Here is a 21,602-nt window from a genome sequence, read left to right on the forward strand (position 1 = left end):
GTCACCGGTTACCGACGTCCTCCGGCTCGAGCAGCAGGCCAGCGAACAGGTCGTTCATCTGATCCATGACCATGACATCGGTGTTGGCCGCGGCATGGGCGAAGCCATCGACGATCGCGCTTGAACCGGTTGTTTCGCGCATCCCGCCATCATTGCGCAGCCGCCCGTCGGGCGGAGCGCCCGTGCATGTCTCAGTGGTCATCGGCTGCGATCGAAATCCTGATGGGACAGGCGGATCCAGAACTGGCAAATGGCCGGTGTGACAACGGGTTTGGTCATCGGCCGCAGGCCTCGCCGCACCTCGGGCAGATGTTCCGGGTCGTGCTCGAACACCGTGCACGATCCGTCCATCTCCGGGGCAGGCGTGTCGCAACGGACACACGGCGGGTGGTCAACCAACTGGTTGGTGTATAACTGACGGATGCGGACAGGCATCTTCATGAGCTACGCGGGCGGGTTCAAGCAGGCGGTCGAGCAGGTCGTCGAACTGGAGAAGATCGGCGCCGATATCGCGCTGGTCGCCGAGGCGTACTCCTATGACGCCATCAGCCAGCTCGGCTACCTGGCCGCCAAGACCTCGACCATCGAGCTCGGCTCCGGTGTGGTGCCCATCTATGTGCGCACCCCCACCCTGCTGGCGATGACGGCGGCCGGGCTGGACTACGTTTCCGACGGCCGCTTCCGGCTCGGCATCGGTACCTCCGGCCCCCAGGTCATGGAGGGCTTCCACGGGGTGCCGTTCGACGCGCCGATGGGCCGTACCCGCGAGGTGGTGGACATCTGCCGCCAGGTGTGGCGCCGCGAGAAGGTGAACTACGACGGCAAGCATTACCAGATCCCGCTGCCCGCCGACCGCGGCACCGGCCTGGGCAAACCGCTTCGCCTCATCAATCACCCTGTGCGGGAGAACATCCCGATCACGATCGCCGCGCTGGGGCCGAAAAACGTTGAGCTGACCGCGGAAATCGCCGAAGGGTGGCAGCCGGTGTTCTTCTACCCGGAGAAGGCCGACGAGGTGTGGGGCGATGCGCTGCGCGCCGGCTTCGCCAAACGCGACCCGGCCCTGGGACCGCTGGACATAATGGTCAGCGCCAGCCTTGCCATCGGTGAGGATCTCGACGACCGGTTGGCCTGGGCCAAGCCCCAACTGGCGCTGTACATCGGGGGCATGGGCGCCCGCGGAAAGAACTTTTACCACAACCTCGCGACCCGGTACGGATTCGGCGAGGTGGCCGATCACATCCAGGACCTGTTCCTGGCCGGCAAGAAATCCGAAGCAATCGCCGCGGTGCCCGACGAGTTGGTGCGCCAGGTCTCACTGGTCGGTCCGCGCGGCTTCGTGAAGGACCGGCTGGCGGCCTACAAGGAGGCCGGCGTGACCACCATGCTGGTACACCCGCTGGCCACCGACGATGCCGAGGCCGTGCGGTTCACCGAGGAACTGGTGTCGCTGACCCGCGACCTGTAGCTCCAGCGTGCGGGGTGACGCTCGCCTCACAATTGGGGGCTGGCGACATCATTGGGTATCCTGAGTAACAGCGGCATCGTCTGTTCTGCCTTTTGCCGCTTCGCCAGGGCCATTCTTGAGCTCTGCTGATCGTCACACCGAGCGCCGCGGGACCATCCGCGCCGGGCAGGACGACCGTTTCTATTTCTGGAGCATCTACTTGTCTACCTTTGCCGACCTCGGCTTGCCCGAGGCCGTTGTCACCACGCTCGCTGCCAACGGTATCGAGACCCCCTTCCCCATCCAGGCTGCGACGCTGCCCGATTCGCTGGCCGGCCGTGACGTGCTCGGCCGCGGTCGCACCGGATCCGGCAAGACCTACGCGTTCCTGCTTCCCGTCGTCACTCGGCTGGCGGCCTCTGCCGCCCCGCGGCGTTCCGGCAAGCCCCGCGCGCTGATCCTGGCCCCGACTCGGGAACTGGCCACCCAGATCGACGCCTCGCTGGCGCCGCTGGCCAAGGCCACCAACCTGCGTTCGGCCACCGTGTTCGGCGGCGTCAGCGCCGGACCCCAGATCCAGAAGTTGCGCGACGGCGTCGATATCGTCATCGCCTGCCCCGGACGGCTGGAAGATCACGTCAAGTCCGGTCATGCCGACCTGTCCGCGGTGGAGATCACCGTGCTCGACGAGGCCGACCACATGGCCGATCTGGGCTTCCTGCCGCCAGTGAAGCGCCTGCTGGACCGCACCCCCCGCAACTGCCAGCGGCTGCTGTTCTCGGCCACCCTGGACAACGGCATCGACGTCCTGGTCGACCGCTACCTGCACGACCCGATCGTGCACAGCGTCGACTCCGAGCAGTCCCCGGTTTCGGCCATGGTGCATCACGTCCTTCATGTGGACGGCGCCGCCCGCTTCGAGGTGCTGGCCGACCTGGCTGCCTCACCCGGTCGCACCATCGTGTTCGCCCGTACCAAGTACGGCGCCAAAGGCCTTGCCCGCAAGCTGAACTCGCGTGGCGTCCCGGCAGTCGAGCTGCACGGCAACCTGTCCCAGAATGCCCGTACCCGTAACCTCGGCGCGTTCTCCGACGGATCGGCCTCGGTGCTCGTGGCCACCGACATCGCCGCGCGCGGTATCCACGTCGACGACGTCAACCTGGTGGTGCACGCCGATCCGCCGGTGGAGCACAAGGCCTACCTGCACCGGTCCGGTCGCACCGCGCGTGCCGGCAACGACGGCACCGTGGTCACCCTGATGCTCGACGATCAGGTCGCCGATGTCCGGGTGCTGACCCGCAAGGCGGGCGTGAAGCCGACCATCACCAAGTTCAGCGGTGCCACGCACCCGGTGCTGCAGGAGATCGCCCCCGGCGAGCGCTCCTTCAGCGGTGGTCTGGTCATCGAAACCCCGGAAGCACCGGCACGCACTTCGCAGCAGCCCGGACGCCGGCGCCGGCCGCAGCGCGGCTCGGGCGGATCGGGACACTCGGGCGGCGGCCACGGCCAGGGCGGCCACTCCGGCGGCGGCCAGGCCGGCGGGCGCGGGCGTCCGCGCCGCAGCGGGTCGGGCACCGCGCGCTCCGGCACCCGCTGATCCGCTTCGGCGGATCGAGACCGAGAAGATGGTCGCCGTCAGATACGTTGACGGCGACCATTTTCGTGTTCACCTGAGGGAGGCACTGTGCCAACCACCACCGGGCTCGGGCGGGCGATCGCGGCCCTGCTGCTGACCTTCGCGCTGACGCTGGTATCGGCGCCGATCGCCGCAGCCCAGCTGCGCGACATCACGCTGACCCTCGTTCGGCACGCACAGTCCGCCGGTAACGCCTCGGGACTCATCGACAGTTCCACCCCGGGCCCCGAACTCACCGACCTCGGCCGGCGGCAAGCCGACGCCATCACCATCGCCCTGCGCGGCAAGGGCAACACCTACGACGGCGTCTACGCGTCCACCATGGTCCGGACGCAGCAGACCGCCCAGCCAATGGCCACTGCGCTGCGGGAAACCATCGTGGTACTGCCCGGGCTGCGCGAGATCGAGGCCGGCGACTATGAGGGCCTGCCGGAGGCCGACGCCGGCACCACCTACGCCCAGGCACCGCTGCGATGGGTGAGCGGGGACCGCGCCGCCCGCATACCCGGTTCCATCGACGGCAACGAGTTCGACGCGCGCTACGACGAGGCCGTCGCGACCATCTACGACAGCGGGGACAACAACGCCGTGGCGTATTCGCACGGGGCCGCCATCATGATGTGGGTCGCCATGAACGTGCGTGGCGCCGACGCCGGCACGTTTCTGACCGCACCCCTGCAGAACACCGGATACTTTGTGATTCGCGGTAACCCGGTCGAGGGCTGGGATCTGGTCACCAGCCGGATGACACCGTAGCGGGGACCGGTCACGGCCCGGCCTGCGGCAATTCGTCAGCCGCGATCTCGCACGGGGTCTGCGGCGGGGCCGGCTCGACGGGGACGACGACCGGATCGGCCGGCGGATCGGGCACGGGTGGCGGTGCCGGCGGTTCCGGTTGCGGGACAACGGGTTCGATCGGTGCGACGGGCGCGTCCGACTCGGCGGACTCCGCACTTACGTCGTCACCGGGCTCGACTCGGTCGTCCCCGGGCTCTTCATCTTCGGGTTCTTCATCGTCGGGTGCCTCGTCCCCGGGTTCTTCGTCCCCGGGTTTTTCGTCGTCGGCAACGTCGTCTTCAGCAACGTCGTCTTCAGCAACGTCGTCTCCGGTTTCTGCGTCTCCGGTGGGGCCATCGATCTCGAGGTCCTCCGGATCATCGTCCGGCCCGAGGTCCAGACCGTCCGTCCCGCCGACGCTGTCGCCCAGCGCCGCTCCCCCGGTGCCAAGCAGGCCGCCGAGCAGGTCGGCGAAGGACTGGCCCAGTCCGGAGAGCCCCGACATCCCGGACATTCCGGATCCCAGCGGAGACACTGCTCCGCCGGACAGGACTCCCGGGTCCACCGACGCGGGTGCGGCTGCGGGTGCTGCGGCCGGCATCACCGGAGCCGGCATGGTCGGCGGGGCCGCCTCGGCGGGGGCGGGACCCGCCGCCGGGTCGGGTGCCGGTGGCGCGGGAATGTAGGCGGCCGGGGCAGTCATCGCGGCCGGCGCCGGGGGTGGCGCCCAAACCCTTTCGGCAGCAGCAGGTTCCGCCCTCGGTGGCGTGAACGGACCGGGGTGGTCGAACGTAGCGGCCACGGTCCCGGCGGCAGCCTCCCGGTATGCCCGCCGGATGGCGTCCTCGGTATCCCGCATCGACGAGACCCAGTCGACGCCGATGTCGTGTGCCACGAACGGTGCGACCCGTTGGTCCACCAGCTCGCTGGCCGCGGCGCGGTCCCCGGCGCCGGTGGTCACGGTGCGGGCGGCGCCCAGCCATTCCGTTCGCGTTCCGCGAGCTTCGACCTCCAGCGTGGCTTCCAGCTTGTCATCGACCAACTGCCGCAGCCGGTTTCGCAGCTCATCGAGTGCCACCGCCGCACCGCGCAGACCGTCGACGACACCGGCGGCCGCCATGGCGTGGCGGCGCAGCTCTTCGACGGCCGCCTGCGCCCCGACGCCCCGCCAGGCCCCGTCCAGTGCGCGGCGCACCTGATCCTGCAGCAGCAGCGTCTCCTCGGCGGTGGCGGCCGCCACCGACAGCGCGCGGGCGTCGGCGTCCAGCGCCTGCAGATCCATCCCGTCCTCCGCGGTGTAGGCGGCGTGCAGACGGGTCGGTTCCGGGGTGGGGTGCCCTAGCAGTCGGACCGCCCGGACATATTCGGACATCACCTGCACGGCAGGCAAACCCGGCGCGAGCTCACTCATCGCCTCACCCGATCCGGCGTGCCGCGCGGTCGTCGACCTGCACGTACTCGGCGGCCGACACCCTCAACTGCGCGGCCAGGTCCCGGCAGCCGCGGGACCAGTCCCGCAGCGCGTCGACCGTCCGGTCGACGGCCCGGCGCAGGTCCTCGCCCTCGGCGCTGTACTCGCGCCCGGCCCGCGCGCCGCCGAAGGCCAACACCGTCAGGCACCGCTGGGCCGCACCGTCCAGCGTCGCGGCCACGGTGTCATAGCGGTGCGCGGCATCGAGTACGGCGGCGACATCCACCCGGGCAGCGTCGATGAATCCCATACCCGAGTTGGACGCGGCAGCACCGCGATCGGTTCCCTGCTGAGCCGAACTAGCCCTGCCGGCTGACCGATTCGGCCACCCGGACCGCAAGCTGACGCGCGGTCACCTCGTCGGCGGCCTCCACCATGACCCGCACCACCTGCTCGGTTCCCGACGGCCGCAACAGAATCCGGCCGGTATCGCCGAGCTCGGCCTCTGCCTCGGCGACGGCCGCGCGCACCGAGACGGCGTCGGCGACGGTGGCCTTGTCGGCGACCGCCACGTTGATCAACACCTGCGGCAGGGTTTGCATCGGCGCACACAGCGCCGCCAGCGACGCCCCGGTCTGGGCCATCCGCGACATCACCCGCAGGCCGGTCACGATCCCGTCACCGGTGGTTCCGAAGGTCGGCAGCACGATGTGGCCGGACTGCTCGCCGCCCAGCGAGAACTCGCCGGCCCGCAGTTCCTCGAGCACATATCGGTCGCCGACGGCGGTGGTGCGAACCTCGATCCCGGCCGCACGCATCGCCAGGTGCAGGCCGAGATTGCTCATCACAGTGGCGACCAGGGTGTCCGACGCCAGTTCGCCGGCCTCCTGCATGGCCAGCGCCATCATCACCATGATGGCGTCGCCGTCGATGAGTGCCCCGGTGCCATCGACGGCCAGGCAGCGGTCGGCGTCACCGTCGTGGGCCAGCCCGAGGTCGGCCCCGTGCGCCACCACGGCCTCCTGCAGAACCTCCATGTGCGTCGAACCGCAGCGGTCGTTGATGTTGAGACCGTTCGGGTCGGCGTGCAGCGTGATCACCTCGGCCCCGGCGGCGCGGTAGGCCAACGGCGCGGCAACCGAAGCGGCGCCGTTGGCGCAGTCGACCACGACCTTGATGCCATCCAACCGGGCGGTGACGGCCTTGGCGACGTGGCGCAGGTACCGGTCCAGGGCATCCTCGGCATCGACGACACGCCCGATCCCGGCACCCACCGGGCGAGTCCCCGGGCCGGAGTTCAGCAGTTCCTCGATGCGGTCCTCGGTGGCGTCGTCCAGCTTGTGCCCGCCGGGACCGAAGATCTTGATGCCGTTGTCGGGCATCGGATTGTGCGATGCGGAGATCATCACGCCGAAGTCGGCGTCGTAGGCATTGGTCAGATAGGCCACCGCGGGTGTCGGCAGCACCCCGACCCGCAGCGCATCGATACCCTCGCTGGTGATCCCGGCGATCACGGCCGCCTCCAGCATCTCGCCGCTGGCCCGCGGGTCGCGGCCCACCACCGCGATCCGGCGCCGGGCGGTCCCGGCGGACGTCAGCCGGCGGGCGGCGGCCGAACCGAGGGCCACCGCCAATTCCGCGGTCAGATCGCGATTGGCGACTCCGCGCACGCCATCGGTGCCGAACAGTCGAGCCATGCCCATAAATTTCTCACAGACAGCACCGAAAGAGCCAACCGGCAACACGTGCGCCGCAGTCGGTACCGAATCGATATCCGGGACCGGCCCGAAACGCGGCACCGCCCGCACCCCAGGTGGGTGCGGGCGGTGGTGGCGCTATCGGACCAGATCAGCCGACCGGGCTCGGTGCGGGAACTGTCGTGGTGGTGACCGGAGTCTCACCCTCGACGGCCGGCTCCTCGTCGCCGGTCACATCAGGTGCCGGCTCCTCGGTGGGCTCCTCGGAGTACGAGGTGCCCTCGGCGGTACCCGGCGCGTCGATCACGCCGGAGGTGCCGTCCTCGGCACCGGCGGTGTTCTGGCGGAAGTCGACCGCCCCGATCTCGGCGCTGGTGCACACGCTGGCCTGGGTGCCGCTGGAGTCCACGCCCTCGGCGGTCGAGGCGATGGTGGGCAGGTCGGTGTCGCAGACACCGGCGGCGATCTGCGAGGCCGTCTCGATGGGCACGCTGGTCAGCACGCCTGCCGTCCCGATGGCGAGGTCCACGCGTCCGTCGGCCGGCTCGGCGTTGGCCGCCGCGGCACCTCCGAACAGCAGAAACGCTCCGCCCATGGCGGCGCCGGCAGTGATGCGGGTCAAAGTGCTCTTCGTCAAGAAACTCATCCTTTCAGTCAGTGAAGCGGTCCGGTCCCCCACGAGCTGACTGACTCGTTCCGGCGACAGATTCGGTCTGCCTCGGACGCACGACGGCGTCCCCGCTCCACTCCCAGGGTTTGCACCGTCGGCGGCGTTGTCAAACCTGCCCGGCCCGATCTGCCGCAAACACCGCCGAATGAGCCAACTCCTCGGCGTGCGGGTTGTGCTCGGCGCCCGTGTCCGCCGTATCACTGCGGATTTCCCGTTGAACAGTGGCGAAGTGCGGGGCTGCGCACGGCTCGACGGCGAGCCGAGCGATCGGATCCCACGGCGGCGAGCAAAGAAGGTCACGAAAAAAGAAACCGCCGGGTGTGGATCGGAATCCACACCCGGCGGCGTAAAGCAGAGCAGATCAGCGCTTGCTGTACTGCGGAGCCTTACGGGCCTTCTTGAGGCCGTACTTCTTGCGCTCGATGGCACGCGGGTCGCGGGTGAGGAAGCCGGCCTTCTTCAGGGCCGGACGGTCCTCGGGCTGCACCAGGATCAGTGCACGGGCGATGGCCAGGCGCAGTGCACCGGCCTGCCCGGACGGGCCGCCACCGTCGAGGTGTGCGTAGATGTCGAAGCTATCGACCCGGTCCACGGTCACCAACGGAGCCTTGATCAGCTGCTGATGCACCTTGTTCGGGAAGTAGGCCTCCAACGAACGGCCATCCAGGTGGAACTTGCCGGTGCCGGGCACCAGGCGGACGCGGACGACGGCTTCCTTGCGGCGGCCAACGGTCTGGATCGGGCGGTCGATGTAGACCGGCTCACGCGGAGCGGCTTCCTCGACTGCGTCACCTTCGACAGCAGCGGTCTCGTAGCTCTCGGTCACCTCGGGCGCCTCAGCGGCGTCCTCGGTCACCTCGACCACGGCCTCGGTTTCGTTCAGCTCAGTCACTGGGCCACCTGCTTGATCTCGAACGGAATCGGCTGCTGCGCGGCGTGCGGATGATCCGGGCCGGCGTACACCTTCAGCTTCTTCTGAACCTGGCGGCTCAGCTTGGTGTGCGGCAGCATCCCGATGATGGCGTTTTCCACGACACGGGTGGGGTGCTTCTCCAGCAGTTCACCGATGGAACGCTTACGCAGACCGCCGGGGTAACCCGAGTGGCTGTAAGCGAACTTGTTGGTGAGCTTGTCGCCGCTGACGGCGATCTTCTCGGCATTGATCACGATGACGAAGTCGCCACCGTCGACGTTGGGCGTGAATGTCGGCTTGTGCTTGCCGCGGAGCAGCTTGGCTGCTTCGACGGCGAGACGGCCGAGCACCACGTCTTGGGCGTCGATGACGTACCACGAACGCGTGGTGTCACCCGCCTTCGGCGTGTAAGTAGGCACAGTGCTTACCTTCTACTCTCGGGTTGTTGATGCCGGTCAGGCGGGCGCGATTCAGGATTCCGGCGACCGACGTTGACCCGGGACCCGTGCGCCCGGCGAAGGGCAGCTCACGCCAACCGAGCAGCTTACCGGCCGTTATCCGCCCAGGTCAAAACGCGTCCGGACGGCCGTGAACCCGGCCCCTCAGGAGATTTCCCGGTCCAGTGCACTCTGGGCGTCCAGTTCCAGGCGCGAGGTGTCCTTCAGGGCGACACCCGAGCGTCCGAGCGCCACCGCGCCGCGGACCAGCCCGGCCGCCACCCGCGCCGCCTCGGCGTAGCCCAGCCCGTCGGGGGGATGGATGTTGGAGATGCAGTTGCGGTCGGCGTCGGTGCATCCCGGCCGCGGCAGGTGGGTGAGGTAGATGCCGAGGCTGTCCGCCACACTCAGGCCGGGGCGTTCCCCGATGATCACCGCCACGGTGCGCACCCCCTGCCGGGCGGCGATGTGATCGCCGAGGGCGACCCGGGCCTGGGTGGCGATGACCGGCGGCGCCAGGGTGTACCGGTCGCCGAGCTGTTCCACCAGAGCGCCCAGCAGCGCGGCGCCGTGGTGGCTCAGCGCCGTCGGCGACAGCCCGTCGGCCAGGACGAAACCGATGTCGGCCGGGGCGTGCGGGATGTCCATGTCCTCGGCCGGCGCCCGGCCCAGGTCGGGCCGGCGCAGATATTCGTCGCGGGAAGTGGCCCGGCTGGTGGCCACAATCGGCTCGCCGATGCCGACCGAGCCGACAGCCGCGCCGAGTTGTTCCACGTCCAGCGGGATGTGCACGGCGTCGCGGGCCGCGGCGTGCGCGGCGGCCAGTTCGAGCACCTCCCGGGTGGGCAGCGCGGTCCCGGCCCGGCCCAGCCCGATCCGGGCCTGGGTGGTCTTGCGCAGGTCGGCCCAGAACTCCCGCACAGCCGGATCCTGCTCACTCATGCGGGCGCCTGGGTGAGTGCGCGCAGCGGTGAGTGGGCCAGATCGAACGGGGTGAGCCGGCCGGCGTCGTCGACCATGCCGACGCGTTGCAGCCAGGCCTCGAATTCCGGGGCCGGGCGCAACCCCAGGGTCCGCCGGGTGGTCAGCACATCGTGGAAGGACAGACTCTGGTAGCCGAGCATCACATCGTCGGCGCCGGGCACCGTGATCACGAATGCGGCCCGGGCCGCGGCCAGCAGCGTCAACAGGGTGTCCATATCGTTCTGGTCGGCTTCGGCGTGGTTGGTGTAGCAGACGTCCACGCCCATGGGCAGGCCGAGCAGCTTGCCACAGAAGTGGTCCTCCAGCCCGGCCCGGATGATCTGCTTACCGTCGTAGAGGTACTCCGGGCCGATGAAACCGACGACGGTGTTGACCAGCAGCGGGTTCAGGTCACGCGCCACCGCGTAGGCCCTGGTCTCCAGGGTCTGCTGGTCCACCGGCTTGTCCCCCACCCCCAGGTGTGCCCCTGAACTCAGCGCGGACCCCTGCCCGGTCTCCAGGTACATCACGTTGTCCCCGACGGTGCCGCGCCCGAGAGCCGTCGCGGCGTCCCGCCCTTCGCGCAGCAGTGCGATGTTCACGCCGAAGGCTGAATTGGCGCCTTCGGTGCCGGCGATGGACTGGAACACCAGATCGACCGGCGCCCCTTCCTCGATCAGACCGATGGTGGTGGTGATGTGGGAGAGCACGCAGGACTGCACCGGGATGTCGTAGCGGGTCCGGATGGAGTCGAGCAGGTGCAGCAGATCCGCGGTGGCGTGCGGGGAATCGGTGGCCGGGTTGATGCCGATCACCGCGTCACCGCACCCCAGCAGCAACCCGTCCAGCACCGCCGCGGCGATACCGCGGGGGTCGTCGGTGGGATGGTTGGGCTGTAGCCGGGTCGCCAGGGTGCCGGGCAGCCCGACGGTGGTGCGGAACGCGGCCGTCACCTCGGTGGCGGCCGCGACCGCGATCAGGTCCTGGTTGCGCATGATCTTGCTGACCGCGGCCACCATCTCGGGGGTCAGCCCCGGCGCGACGGCGGCGATCCGGGCCGCGCTGTCGTCGTGCGAGGAGGTTTCCAGCAGCCAGTCCCGCAGGCCACCGACGGTCAGCGAAGAGATCGCCGAAAAGGCTTGCCGGTCATGGGTATCCATGATCAGTCGGGTGACCTCGTCGGTCTCGTACGCGACGATGTCCTCGTTGAGGAAGGTCTGCAGCGGCAGATCCGCGAGCACCCAGGCGGCGGCTGCCCGTTCGGCGTCGTGCTCGGCTGCGCACCCGGCGAGCTGGTCGCCCGAGCGCAGCGGTGTGGCCTTGGCCATCACCTCCACGAGTCCGTCGAAGGCGTAGTTCACGCCCGAGATCTGCTGCCGGTAGATCACTTCAGTTCACTCTCCGCACTCGCGAGCATGGCGAATTCCTCATCGGGCGAGTTGGCCACCAACTTGTGCCGGCTGTAGACCGCGAAATACAGCATGAACGCGGCGAACACGGCCAGGCACCAGCCGGCGGCGACCGGGTTGACCAGGAAGGTCGCGATGACGGCGAGGACGGCGATCACCAGGGCGAAACCGGTGGTCACCGCGCCGCCCGGGGTGCGGTAGGGCCGCGGCATATCGGGCTCGCGCACCCGCAGCACGATGTGGCTGACCATCATCAGCACGTAGCTGAGCGCCGCCCCGAACACCGCCATGTTCAGCAGCAGGTCGCCCTGGCCGGTCAGCGACAACACGAAACCGATGATGCCGGGGATGATCAGCGCCAGGGTGGGTGCCTTGCGTTTGTTGGTCACCGACAGCGCCCTCGGCAGGTACCCGGCACGGGAGAGGGCGAACAGCTGCCGCGAGTAGGCGTAGATGATCGAGAAGAAGCTCGCGATCAGGCCGGCCAACCCGATGTAGTTGACCACCTTGGCCGCGGTGCCGTCACCGAGCGCCTCCACCAGCGGGTTGCCCGAGGTCGACATCGCTTCTGCGCCACCGGCTCCGGTGGTCAGGAACAACACGGCGACACAGGTGATCAGCAGGACGCCCATGCCGGCGATGATGCCGCGCGGGACGTTACGTTCGGGGTTGGCGGTCTCCTCGGCGGCCAGCGGCACTCCTTCGATGGCGAGGAAGAACCAGATGGCGAACGGGATCGCGGCCCAGATCCCGATGTAACCGTGCGGCAGCCAGCTGGATGCGCCGGCGGCGGTCTCGTCGACGGCCATGTTGGTCAGGTTGGCGATGTCGAAATGCCCGATCGCGGCGATCGCGAAGACCAGCAGGCCGACCAGCGCGATGGCGGTGATCACGAACATCACTTTGAGCGCTTCCCCGACACCGGACAGGTGGATGCCGATGAACAGCGCGTACGCGGCCAGATAGATCCACCAGCCGTTGGTGATGCCGAACAGCCCGAGCGACTCGACGTAGGCACCGATGAAGGTCGCGATGGCCGCAGGGGCGATCGCATACTCGATGAGAATTGCAGTGCCGGTGGCGAATCCACCCCATGGACCCAACGCGCGCCGGGCGAAGGTGTAACCGCCACCGGCGGCGGGCAGCGCCGAGGACAGCTCGGCCATGCCCAGCACCAGAGCCAGGTACATGCCGGCGATGATGACCGCGGCGATGGCCAGGCCGCCGAAACCGCCCTGCTCCAGCCCGAAGTTCCAGCCGGAGTAGTCACCGGAGATGACATAGCTGACGCCGAGACCGGCCAGCAGCAACCAGCCCGCGCTGCCGGACTTCAGTTGGCGTTTCTGCAGATAGTCCGCACTCTCGAGGTGTTCTTCGACACCGGCCACTTCAAAACTCCTTTGTTGACAGTGCAATGCGGTCGATCGACGGTGATCGGGGGCGCCGGGTCGGCGTCTGGAGCATCTGTCAGCCACCGGGCTGACCGGGCACGTTCGACTGCCCGAAAGACGAGTCAGCCTAAAGGTATGTTTACCGACCTTTGATAGAGCAGTATCGTCGGTAAACCCCGCGCTGTCCACCCCAATATGGCCTCAAAAGGGCCTCAAAGATGGCTGATGGCACGGTCGGTGAGCGTTTTCAGGGGTAGTCCCGCCACGATCCGGGCGGAGTTGTGCCCCAGAGTCCGCAACTGGCCCGGTGCCGCTGCGGCAGGGAGCTCGAAGATCGGCTGTTCGAGTTTGGCGTGGCAGACGCTCACATCCCCCGCGGCGCCGATTCCGACGCCCACCTGCAGCGGGGACTCGGCTGCGGCCCGGATGGCGAGCTCGGCCGCATCCGCCGACCCGCCCGGCTGCACCACGTGCGGCACGCCTTCCTCCTCGATACCGGCCAGCACCTCACGCAGCGCCGCTGCGCTGCCGCCGGTGAGCACCACGATGGCTGGTCGCTGCGGTTGCCCGCTCGTTTTCCGGAAGCCGTCAGCCACGGTCGGCGACCTCGGCGGCGTAGGCCGCCACCAGCCCCGTTGCCACCGCGTTACGGGGACCGTCGGTACCACGGACATTCCCTGTGCCGCACACAATCCCATATGGCGCCAAGGCATCGGCAATCTGGTCGGGAATCTCGAAGTCCAGCGCACAGCCACCGAGCAGCACCACGAAGCCGATCTGACGCAGGTCGCCGCCGGGTGCCACGCTGCGCAGCGCCCGCAACGCATTGACGACGAAGATGCGTTCCTTGGCGGTGCGGCGCACCGTGGCGATCCGCTCCATCGAATGACGGCCCGGAATCGGATTCATACCCGACCCGTCCAACGTCACCACGCGGGCGAACGCAGTTGCCGGAAGCGGCTTCTCGAAGAACTGCACGGTGCCGTTCTCCAACCGGACGTGAAAGAAGCTCTCGGCCTTGCCGAGTGGGAAGCGTTTGATGTCCTCGGCCAGTTCCAGGTTGTCCAGTCCCAGTTCGGCATCGATGAGCTTGGTGACCAGATCACCGGCGCCCGCCAGATGCATCGCAGTGATCGTGTCGTCGGTCTCGATGAGCGCGGCATCCGTCGATCCCCCACCGAGGTCCAGCACCACCAGTGGCTTGTCGGTTCCTGGGGTGGTCAGCGCTCCCCGGACGGCCATCTCGGCCTCGACGCCGCCGACGATCACCTGGACCCGCTCGGCGCCCGCGTCGCGCAATCGACCGGCCACCGCGGCGGCCACGGCCTGCATCCCGCTCTCCCGGGTACGCACCATCGCGGCCAGTGCGACCGCGTTCTCCAGCGCCACCTCGCCGGCGACGCCGCCACGGACCTCCTGCGGCACAAAGGTATCGACCGCGAGCAGATCCTTGATGTGCACATCGGCGACCGCGTGACCGGACAGGTCGGCCATGCCTTGACGCACGTTGGCGATCATGCCGCCGGTATTGGTGCCCGCCTCCCCGTTCACATCGGACAGCGGGCTCACCCGCTCGACCGCCGCCATGATCTCAACCGCGCCGCGCGACACGTCGACCGTCGCGCGGCGGCTCTCCCCGTTGAGTTCAAGGGATCCCGCCGGAATGGTGCGGTCGGCGACGTCACCGGCCGGAGTGCGCACGACGACGGCGGAGCGGTTGCCGGTCAACGCGCGCGCCACCGGGGACACCATTTTGGTCGCGGTGGCGTCGAGTTCGAAGATGGTGGCCAGACCGTAGGCATTGGACAGGGTGCGTATCGACTGGCCCGGGCCGGCCACCTCCACCGCGGCCAGCATGTCCAGTGGGACGGCATCGATGCGAGACACCTCGTCGATGACCGGGATGGCCGTATCGAGCCGGTTGACCACCAGGACGGCGTCGTCATTACCGAGGATGGCGCCGGCGATGACGACCCCGCGTCGGGCCGCTGCATTGATCGTCTCCGCGGCGACCTCGAAGTCCACCCCGCTGGGCACCACCGCGATCACCGGGTCGCCGCCGGTGATGTCGGCGAGCGCCTCGAACGCCACCGTGGTGCCCACGCCCAGACCCCGGCCGCCCGGAGTGCGGGGATCATGCCCGATCATCGTCGACTCGGTGATGATCGTCTCGGTGATGGTCTCCATCGCCATCCCGCTGATCACCGGGGTCGCCTCGTTGAGCAGCACGGTATCCAGATCGCCCAGGGCGACACCGGCCGCCCGAAGTGCCCGGTCCACCACATCGGCGACACCTTCGACATTGCTCGGGGTGCCCTTGACACCGGTGGTCGGCGCCAGGGCCGCCCCGAGGAACGTTATCGAACCGCCGGGACCGATGGTCGCTGCGCTGGCCTCCGTCGTCGAGTTGCCGATGTCGACACCGACAACGGTGAGCATCAGTTCGTCGCCAGCGCTTGCGCGAACTGCGGAATCACCTCGACCGGCTTGGCGCCCTGGACGATCTGCTCGGTCTCCTTCAGGTGCAGCAGCGCGGCCTTGGCCTGCCAGCGCGGGCGGGCCATCTGGTCGTTGAGCGTCGGAACCGGTTCGGGTGACTCGCCTTTGGCGTATTGCGCCGCGTTCGAGCCGACCTGTCGGTAGGTTTCCAGCGTCATCAGGGGAGACTGCGGGAACAGTTCCAGGCTCGACAACCTCGGCAGATCCCGCTGGTGGATCATCGTGGTACCGCGCGACAGCAACCCGATGGCGATCCCCGAGCCGGACAGCTTCGCCGCAGTGTGCGCGACGACCGCGAGGTCGCTGCTGTGCCTGACCCGCACGATGCGCGCCGACACCTCCTGCTCCTCGATACCGGCCAGGATCTGGCGGATCACGTCGGCATGTGACAGCCCGGTGATCGTCTGGCTGAAGAAATCCGCGAAGGCTGGCGAGATGCCGACGAGCACCTCGTCGGTTCGTTTGCCGGGCTCGGCCGGCTTCTCATCGGCGAATGTCAGGAGTCTGCCTGTCATTTCACTCCACCTCAACTTCCGGGTTCTCGGCGCTCGTCACGTGACGCAGGCGCTTCATCTCCTCCCAGCGCGCCCCCGTCGGGCGATAACCGGTGCCGGGGCCGGCGTAGTCGTTGCGATCGTTGACCGCCGACAACGGCTGCAGGTCGCGCGTCATGATGGCCGAGGTCTGTAGCAGGTCACCCGAGACGCGTTGGCGCAGAACGGTCAGCAGATTCTCGGCGATATCCGAGAAGCCGGTCGACTCCAGCGCCTTGACCAGATCCAGACCCGTCACGTTGCGGTCCATCACCTGCTGGGCACCCTTGAGATCCTCCAACACATCGCGCGGGATCAGTTCCCGACTGCCGTGCGCGTAGACCGCCGCCTCGATCTCGGCATCGCTGATGGCCGGCAGATCCAGATACCGGAACACCGCCTGCAAGGCCTTACCGGCACGATGGCGGGCCGCGAGGATGTCGGCCTCCTTCACATGCTGCAGGCCACCGTCGATCTGCAGGTCCCGCTGGATGGTGTTGAAATCGTCGAAGTCCTCGGCGTCGACGTTCGACCCGGCGAACATGTTGTCGTAGTTGGGTGTTGCCGAGTAGCCCGAAGTGATGAAATCGGTGCCCGGCATCAACTGCGGCAGCAGGCGCGCCACGCGGCGCATCGGTGAATGCGAGAACGACTGATCGTTGCCGGATGCGCATTCCAGATCGACCGCGGACGCGATCAGGTTCTCGGCCGCGACAGCCCGGATACCGGCGGGCACCGCGCCCGGGACACCGATGCAGGAGATCGAACCGTTCTGCAGGCCCTGCACACCGGCTCCCTTGGTGACCAGGATGCAGCGGATCTCCAGGTAGAGCATCGAACGCCCTTCGGCGTTGCCCATCTGTACTTCCGATCCGGTGCCCGAGGTGAACCGCATCTTGATACCGCGCGAGGCGTAGGCCGCGGCCAGGAACGCCTTCGAGTACGGGGTGTCGTCGCCGTCGACGAACACCGACTCGGTGCCGTAGACCGAGATCGTCTCGGCGTAGGCAGTGATACCGCGCATGCCCAGCTCGAGCTCGGTGGCCTCCTCCAGCGCGCACTGGGTGAGGCGGCCGCCGGTGCCCACCTGGCTACCGATCTGCAGGGCCATCGCCACCAACGGTGCGTAGCGCACGACGCCCAACGTGGTCTCCACTTCGGAGAATCCGCGCAGCGACGCCTCGGCGGCCTCGCACGCCACCTGCAGTGGGTTGTCGCGGGCGCTGGTGCAGTGCGCCTGGTTCGCCGGGGTACGGCGGGCCCGCATCTTCTGCATGCCCATCATGATCTCGACGATGTTCATCGTCTTGACGACCTCAAGCAGCTTGGCCGGGGTCAGGCCGCGGGTCACCGCGATGACCTCGTCACGGCTGACCCGGGGATCGACCAGCATCGCGGCGATCTCCTGTGCCGGAATCGCCATCGACTGCTCGGTGGTCTGCACGTCGATCGCGTGGTCGGCGATGAACTGGTCGAGGAAGTCGAAGTCGGCGCGGGCTCGGCCGTCCATCTCGACGATCACCCCGTCGACCACCCGCACGCTGGGCTCGGGGTCGAACGCGCTGTCGAGGGCGACCATCCCGACCTCGGGCCACTCCTGCACGAAACCGTCCAGGTTGACCGGACGTTCTTCGAGCACCCGGGTGCGTTCGGACTGCCGCTTCGGCGCGGGTGCCTGTTCAGGCGAAACTGCGGTCACCGGTTCAACTCCTATTCGTTGGTGGCCAGGATGTCGCGACGTTCGTAGACGTCGGCGGCGTCGCGGACGAGTCCGGCCAGCATGGTGGCCCCGTACTGGTTCTCCAGTTCGTCGGCGATCGCGTCGAGCTCCGGTTTGGTCGAAGCGTTGGGCCGCAACGCGTTATAGATCTGTAGAACACGCTCATCGCTGATCGCCGTCATCTCGGCCGCCCGGCGCAGGTTTGCGCCCAGCTGGCTGCGACCCACCTTCTCGGCGATCTGCGCCTGCAGGCGCAGCGTCTGCGGTGTGATGCGCAGGTCCGAAGCCGTGACGTCACCAGACATCACGGCCTCCATGGTGATGTCGGCGATGGGCTTGCCGTTGGGGGTGAACAGCAGATCCTGCCGGTTCAGGCTCAACGGGTAATCCACCGTCGGATCGAGGGTCGGTTCTGTCATGCACTGCTCCCAGGTGAGAGGGATGACCCAGGTGAGGTCACCTGACTGTGTCCATATGGGGCGGGGTACCGCACTGTGGCCATTGTGGCTCCCGTCACGTTGCAACAAGGTTGCAGACAGTTGCCGACCTCACCCGGGCGGCCGAAATGACCCCGACTTCTCGGCCGGTTCCGGCCATACCCTCGCCCCGGCTCGCCGCCCGTGGTTAACCTGCAACCACCGTGACTCCCCCATTCGACGCGCCGCGCGCCACCGCCGGATACCTGGCGACGTTGGCAGACCTGGGCGGCTACTTCACCCTGTCCGTCGCTTCCGCGCAGCAGCAATGGCGCCCTCTACCAGAGCTTTTCGGCGACTCGGTGCTGACCGGACATGTCGAGGCCACCCGGTCGGCCATCGCGGCCGCCGCGGGCTGCGAGTCAACTGAGGTGCCGGTACGGATGGCGGCATCGTCGTTTCACCTGGGCGTGGCTGCCCGCCTGCTTTCTCCGGTGATCGGGGCCGCGGTGTGCTCCGGCGCCGTGCCGGTGCTCGACGCCGCCGCGGTGCGGTGGCGCCCGGCGGATACGCACGCCCCACAGTTCGCCGTCGCCAGTCCCGAGTGGAGACCCGCCGGCGCGGCCACCATCGTCGACACCGTGGTGCAGGTTCTGGTCGAACTCGGCTGCAGGCTGGAGGCGCTGGCCTCGCTCTCATCTCGGGTCACGCTGGGCAATATCACCTCGGCATCCAACGGTGCGGTGACGGTACTGGCCATGTCACGACCGCAATCCGAAGCTGCGGGGCGGGCCCTGGTGAGCCAGCTGCTGGCACTCGAGCCGCTGACCGGGACGGGCTCGTTCGCCGGCGATCGCTTCCGCCGCAACAGCTGTTGTCTGTACTACCAGCGGCCGGGCGGCATGCTGTGCGGAGATTGCGTGCTGATCCCCGCCACTCGGTAACGGGCTGCAACCTCTTTGCAACGCCGGTTCCGCTACCATTCGCCGCTTCATGAGCAGGACGGAGTTGACCATGGGCTGGCCACAGACCCGCGTTGCACCGACCGAGCGGGACAACAACGCCGTCGAATCCGATGGCCGAGTCGAAAATCCAAGTATTCCACTGCCTTTCGCGGCACACGCCGCCCCGCGCACGGTGTTCGTCATGAACGACGAGCTGCTGCGGCACGGGCTGATCCACGTCATGACACAAGGAGTCGGTGTCGCGGTGGTCGGTGATCTTGCGCACGGACCCGGACTCCTACAGCGACTGCTCGGCCTGGCACCGCAGTTACTCGTCGTCGACGCCGAAATGGGCCCCGTCCTGCCGGCCCTGTTGGCGGGCCTCGACCCGCCTCCCCGCGTGGTCGCCGTCATCGACGGTGAGGACCCCCGCGAACGCGCACTACCGATGATCACCGCGGGCGCCGACGGTGTGGTCGACCGCAGATCCTCGACTGCGGAGTTGCGCCGCGCCGTCGTGCGCGTCATCGACGGTCACCGCGCACTGGATGCGCGCAGCGCACAAACCCTCGTCGACGAACTTCGCCGGCAGTCCGAGGCCCGGGCCCCCGGCACCCTGACCCGTCGCGAACGTGAGGTACTCGACCTGGTCGTCGAGGGCCTCGACAACCGCGCCGTCGCCGGTTCCCTGTTCATCTCGGAGGCCACCGTGAAATTCCATCTGCACAACATCAAGACGAAGTTCGACGTGCGCAGTCGGGCGGCGCTGGTTGCCACGGTGTTGCGGGCGCGCGATCATGCCTGAGGGGGTTGGGGTCCATTTGCCGGTGCGCGGCCGCACGGTCGCGGTGCTCGGCTGCGCCGAGCACTCCGTGCCGGTGGTCGGCGCGCTGGTCGCCGCGGGTGCCGTCGTCGCGGTATTCACACCTGAGCCCTCGGCCTATGTGGCCGATCTCGCCGATCGCGGGCTGATCGATTGGTACCCGCGCTATTTCGAGGTTACCGACCTCGATCACACCGAAGTGCTGTTCGACTGCGGCGGCCTGACCGACTGCGAACGCCGGGCCGTCACCCAGGGAACAGCGCGCGGGATGTTCTGCATCGACGCACACGATGGCAAGCGCGGCCCCGCCGCGCACGAACGGGCCGGCCGGGTGGTCATCGTGGGCGGCGGACCCGGGGATCCGGGGTTGCTCACCGTCGCCGGACGAGCGGCGCTGGCCGGCGCCGACGTCATCGTCACGGACCGACTGGCGCCGGTGGGAGCACTCAATGAGGTTGCGCCGCAGGCACAGATCATCGACGTGTCCAAGATCCCCGGGGGCCACCGGACCGAGCAAGACGCCATCAATGCGCTGCTGATCGAGCACGCCGGCGCCGGGCGCACGGTGGTGCGTCTCAAGGGCGGGGACGGTTTCGTCTTCGGCCGCGGCGGTGAGGAGGTCGACGACTGTGTGCGCGCCGGGATCGCGGTGGAGGTGATACCCGGTGTGAGTTCGGCCATCGCCGCACCCGCCGCGGCGCTCATCCCCGTCACGCACCGAGGTCTGACACAGGGATTCACCGTGGTGTCCGGGCATGTGCCGCCTGATGATCCGCAGTGCACGGTGAACTACGCGGCGCTGGCGTCGGCCAACACCACGATCGTGCTGATGATGGCCGTTGCCAATCTCGAGGCGATCGCCCGGACCCTCATCGAAGCCGGGATGCCGCCCGATACCCCGGCGGCGTTGATCGCCGACGGCACGCTGGCCGGCCAGCAGGAGATCCGCGCCGACCTGGCCACCATCGCGTCCGCCGCACGGGACGGCTCGGTGCGGCCACCGGCAACCACCGTGATCGGCGCAGTGGCCGGATTCGTGCCCGGGTCGGCCGTACCGCCGGCGATGCGCCCGCAGAGCGCTATTGCGCTCTGACGGGCCGCATCCGAGCATCGGTCAGGCAGGTAACACCGCGACCAGTCCGGCGGCCAGCGCGGCACCCACCAGCGGTCCGAGTACCGGCACCCAGGAGTAGCCCCAGTCGGCATTCGCCTTGCCCCGAATCGGCAACAGCGCGTATGCGATACGAGGACCCAGATCGCGGGCGGGGTTGATGGCGTAGCCGGTCGGTCCACCCAGCCCGAAGCCGATGGTGATCACGACGAAGGACACGGCTGCGTAGCCCAATGTCGTGTTGACCTCGGGGTTGGTCAGGATCCAGAAGATCAGCACGAACGTGGCGATGACCTCGGTGACGACGTTCCAGCCGAAACTGCGTACCGACGGTGAGGTGCAGAAGATCCCCCGGGTACCGGAATTGTCGTCCATATTGTCGAACTGCAGCTTGAAGGCCGCCCAGGCCAATGAGGCTCCGATGCAGGCACCGAGCACCTGCGCCGCCCAGTAGACCGGTACCTGCGCCCACGGCACCCCGCCCGATATCGCCACCGCCAAGGTCACGGCCGGGTTGATATGCGCGCCGGCCGGTGCAGCGATACTGGCGCCGGTGAACACCGCGAATCCCCACCCGAGCACGATGATCAACCAATCACCGCCCCCACCATGGGAATACGAGTTCTTGAGTACGACCGCAGCCACCGAGCCGCTGCCGAGCAGACACAGCACCGCCGTGCCGAGGAACTCCCATACGAAGATGTCGATGTTCGCCACTGAACCACCTAACCCAATCGGCATAGAACGCTTTGCCACCAGCGTTTGCCGAGCCGTGGATGTCCGTGCGGCTTCTGACGTATCCCGG

Annotated in this window: 23 protein-coding genes; 6 read left to right on the forward strand and 17 right to left on the reverse strand. The window is 68.3% G+C overall.

Annotated elements, in window-relative coordinates; genetic code table 11:
• Position 1: 1 nt before the first annotated feature.
• Together V4U86_RS22345 and V4U86_RS22350 are read right to left on the reverse strand one after the other, a co-directional pair.
• On the reverse strand, positions 2-202 hold the full coding sequence (locus V4U86_RS22345; RefSeq protein ID WP_395308080.1) for a hypothetical protein: 201 nt from the start codon (positions 200-202) through the stop codon (positions 2-4).
• Positions 199-333 carry a hypothetical protein gene (locus V4U86_RS22350; protein ID WP_395308081.1) on the reverse strand — a complete coding sequence of 45 codons (135 nt, stop codon included), beginning with the start codon at positions 331-333 and terminating at the stop codon, positions 199-201. Before V4U86_RS22350 ends, V4U86_RS22345 begins: the two co-directional genes overlap by 4 nt.
• An 88-nt stretch (positions 334-421) precedes the next feature.
• Here V4U86_RS22350 and V4U86_RS22355 point away from each other — a divergent pair, with 88 nt between their 5' ends.
• From V4U86_RS22355 to V4U86_RS22365, 3 genes are all read left to right on the forward strand, one after another.
• Complete coding sequence (locus tag V4U86_RS22355) at positions 422-1,468, forward strand: LLM class F420-dependent oxidoreductase (protein WP_395308082.1); 1,047 nt, start codon at positions 422-424, stop codon at positions 1,466-1,468.
• A gap of 199 nt (positions 1,469-1,667) precedes the next feature.
• The gene (locus V4U86_RS22360) at positions 1,668-3,044 is read left to right on the forward strand and encodes a DEAD/DEAH box helicase (RefSeq protein ID WP_395312166.1); all 1,377 of its coding nucleotides are present in this window, start codon (positions 1,668-1,670) and stop codon (positions 3,042-3,044) included.
• A gap of 87 nt (positions 3,045-3,131) precedes the next feature.
• A complete protein-coding gene (locus V4U86_RS22365; RefSeq protein WP_395308083.1) occupies positions 3,132-3,839 on the forward strand; it encodes a histidine phosphatase family protein in 708 nt (235 codons plus the stop codon).
• 10 nt (positions 3,840-3,849) lie between these two features.
• On the opposite strand, the gene V4U86_RS22370 is transcribed toward V4U86_RS22365, so the two are convergent.
• The 14 genes from V4U86_RS22370 to V4U86_RS22435 all read right to left on the reverse strand — a co-directional run bounded on the left by V4U86_RS22370 (position 3,850) and on the right by V4U86_RS22435 (position 17,922).
• Positions 3,850-5,271, reverse strand: coding sequence for a hypothetical protein (locus tag V4U86_RS22370; protein ID WP_395308084.1), 1,422 nt, complete (start codon positions 5,269-5,271; stop codon positions 3,850-3,852).
• A 4-nt stretch (positions 5,272-5,275) separates the two neighbouring features.
• A complete protein-coding gene (locus tag V4U86_RS22375; RefSeq protein WP_395308085.1) occupies positions 5,276-5,581 on the reverse strand; it encodes a type VII secretion target in 306 nt (101 codons plus the stop codon).
• A 49-nt stretch (positions 5,582-5,630) separates the two neighbouring features.
• Positions 5,631-6,968 (reverse strand): phosphoglucosamine mutase, encoded by a 1,338-nt coding sequence (gene glmM / locus V4U86_RS22380; protein ID WP_395308086.1) that lies wholly within the window; start codon positions 6,966-6,968, stop codon positions 5,631-5,633.
• 151 nt (positions 6,969-7,119) lie between these two features.
• A complete protein-coding gene (locus tag V4U86_RS22385) occupies positions 7,120-7,605 on the reverse strand; it encodes a hypothetical protein (protein WP_395308087.1) in 486 nt (161 codons plus the stop codon).
• Positions 7,606-7,999: 394 nt separating this feature from the next.
• Positions 8,000-8,464: a 30S ribosomal protein S9 gene (gene rpsI, locus V4U86_RS22390; RefSeq protein ID WP_395312167.1), complete on the reverse strand. Its 465-nt coding sequence runs from the start codon at positions 8,462-8,464 to the stop codon at positions 8,000-8,002.
• Positions 8,465-8,526: 62 nt separating this feature from the next.
• Positions 8,527-8,970 (reverse strand): 50S ribosomal protein L13, encoded by a 444-nt coding sequence (gene rplM, locus V4U86_RS22395; RefSeq protein WP_073856408.1) that lies wholly within the window; start codon positions 8,968-8,970, stop codon positions 8,527-8,529.
• Positions 8,971-9,153: 183 nt separating this feature from the next.
• Entirely contained in the window at positions 9,154-9,930 is a 777-nt protein-coding gene (eutC, locus tag V4U86_RS22400; RefSeq protein WP_395308088.1) for an ethanolamine ammonia-lyase subunit EutC, read from the reverse strand.
• A complete protein-coding gene (locus tag V4U86_RS22405) occupies positions 9,927-11,339 on the reverse strand; it encodes an ethanolamine ammonia-lyase subunit EutB (protein ID WP_395308089.1) in 1,413 nt (470 codons plus the stop codon). The genes eutC and V4U86_RS22405 overlap by 4 nt, the downstream gene beginning before the upstream one ends.
• On the reverse strand, positions 11,336-12,748 hold the full coding sequence (gene eat / locus V4U86_RS22410) for an ethanolamine permease (protein WP_395308090.1): 1,413 nt from the start codon (positions 12,746-12,748) through the stop codon (positions 11,336-11,338). Before eat ends, V4U86_RS22405 begins: the two co-directional genes overlap by 4 nt.
• 215 nt (positions 12,749-12,963) lie before the next feature.
• Positions 12,964-13,347, reverse strand: a complete 384-nt coding sequence (locus tag V4U86_RS22415; RefSeq protein WP_395308091.1) for a glycerol dehydratase reactivase beta/small subunit family protein — start codon at positions 13,345-13,347, stop codon at positions 12,964-12,966.
• Complete coding sequence (locus tag V4U86_RS22420; RefSeq protein WP_395308092.1) at positions 13,340-15,190, reverse strand: diol dehydratase reactivase subunit alpha; 1,851 nt, start codon at positions 15,188-15,190, stop codon at positions 13,340-13,342. Before V4U86_RS22420 ends, V4U86_RS22415 begins: the two co-directional genes overlap by 8 nt.
• The gene (locus V4U86_RS22425) at positions 15,190-15,765 is read right to left on the reverse strand and encodes a propanediol/glycerol family dehydratase medium subunit (protein ID WP_395308093.1); all 576 of its coding nucleotides are present in this window, start codon (positions 15,763-15,765) and stop codon (positions 15,190-15,192) included. Before V4U86_RS22425 ends, V4U86_RS22420 begins: the two co-directional genes overlap by 1 nt.
• A 1-nt stretch (position 15,766) precedes the next feature.
• Positions 15,767-17,482 carry a propanediol/glycerol family dehydratase large subunit gene (locus tag V4U86_RS22430; protein ID WP_395308094.1) on the reverse strand — a complete coding sequence of 572 codons (1,716 nt, stop codon included), beginning with the start codon at positions 17,480-17,482 and terminating at the stop codon, positions 15,767-15,769.
• 11 nt (positions 17,483-17,493) lie between these two features.
• The gene (locus V4U86_RS22435) at positions 17,494-17,922 is read right to left on the reverse strand and encodes a diol dehydratase small subunit (protein WP_395308095.1); all 429 of its coding nucleotides are present in this window, start codon (positions 17,920-17,922) and stop codon (positions 17,494-17,496) included.
• A gap of 221 nt (positions 17,923-18,143) precedes the next feature.
• Here V4U86_RS22435 and V4U86_RS22440 point away from each other — a divergent pair, with 221 nt between their 5' ends.
• The 3 genes from V4U86_RS22440 to cobA all read left to right on the forward strand — a co-directional run bounded on the left by V4U86_RS22440 (position 18,144) and on the right by cobA (position 20,779).
• Positions 18,144-18,863, forward strand: a complete 720-nt coding sequence (locus tag V4U86_RS22440; protein WP_395308096.1) for a (2Fe-2S)-binding protein — start codon at positions 18,144-18,146, stop codon at positions 18,861-18,863.
• 202 nt (positions 18,864-19,065) lie between these two features.
• Complete coding sequence (locus V4U86_RS22445; protein ID WP_395308097.1) at positions 19,066-19,668, forward strand: LuxR C-terminal-related transcriptional regulator; 603 nt, start codon at positions 19,066-19,068, stop codon at positions 19,666-19,668.
• A gap of 22 nt (positions 19,669-19,690) precedes the next feature.
• Complete coding sequence (gene cobA, locus V4U86_RS22450) at positions 19,691-20,779, forward strand: uroporphyrinogen-III C-methyltransferase (RefSeq protein WP_395308098.1); 1,089 nt, start codon at positions 19,691-19,693, stop codon at positions 20,777-20,779.
• Between the two features lie 21 nt (positions 20,780-20,800).
• Here the strand turns inward: cobA and V4U86_RS22455 are convergent, their stop codons facing one another.
• Positions 20,801-21,514 (reverse strand): MIP/aquaporin family protein, encoded by a 714-nt coding sequence (locus V4U86_RS22455; protein WP_395308099.1) that lies wholly within the window; start codon positions 21,512-21,514, stop codon positions 20,801-20,803.
• Positions 21,515-21,602: the final 88 nt, after the last annotated feature.

This window comes from Mycobacterium sp. AMU20-3851 (assembly GCF_043974665.1).
Lineage (GTDB): Bacteria > Actinomycetota > Actinomycetes > Mycobacteriales > Mycobacteriaceae > Mycobacterium.